The sequence below is a fragment of the Stenotrophomonas sp. AS012628 genome (assembly GCF_010608305.1).
Lineage (GTDB): Bacteria > Pseudomonadota > Gammaproteobacteria > Xanthomonadales > Xanthomonadaceae > Stenotrophomonas > Stenotrophomonas geniculata.
This window is the reverse complement of the sequence record NZ_VMBJ01000348.1, coordinates 1-202: the sequence shown is the minus strand read 5'-3', so window position 1 is coordinate 202 and position 202 is coordinate 1. Positions and strand designations below refer to the sequence as shown.

The following is a 202-nucleotide window of genomic DNA, read 5'->3' as shown; positions in this document are numbered from 1 at the left end:
CGCTACCGGCGATCGCTTCGCGCAGGGCTTTCTCATGGGCATCCAGCCACTCCTTGGTGACCTTCTGCTGGACCAGTGCCGGCTTGCCCGACGCCTTGCTCGCCGAGCTGGCGCCGAACGGCCACCACCAGGGGTTGGCGGCCTTCGGCTCGGCTGCGGCGGCGACTTCTTTCTTCGCCGCGGCGATCTCGGCCTTCTGCTC

1 protein-coding gene is annotated in these 202 nt (G+C 68.8%); it reads right to left on the bottom strand.

Annotated features, from left to right (window positions below):
* Positions 1-202 (bottom strand): hypothetical protein (locus tag G5A07_RS22210; RefSeq protein ID WP_223107946.1); only part of this gene is annotated, 202 nt, incomplete at both ends.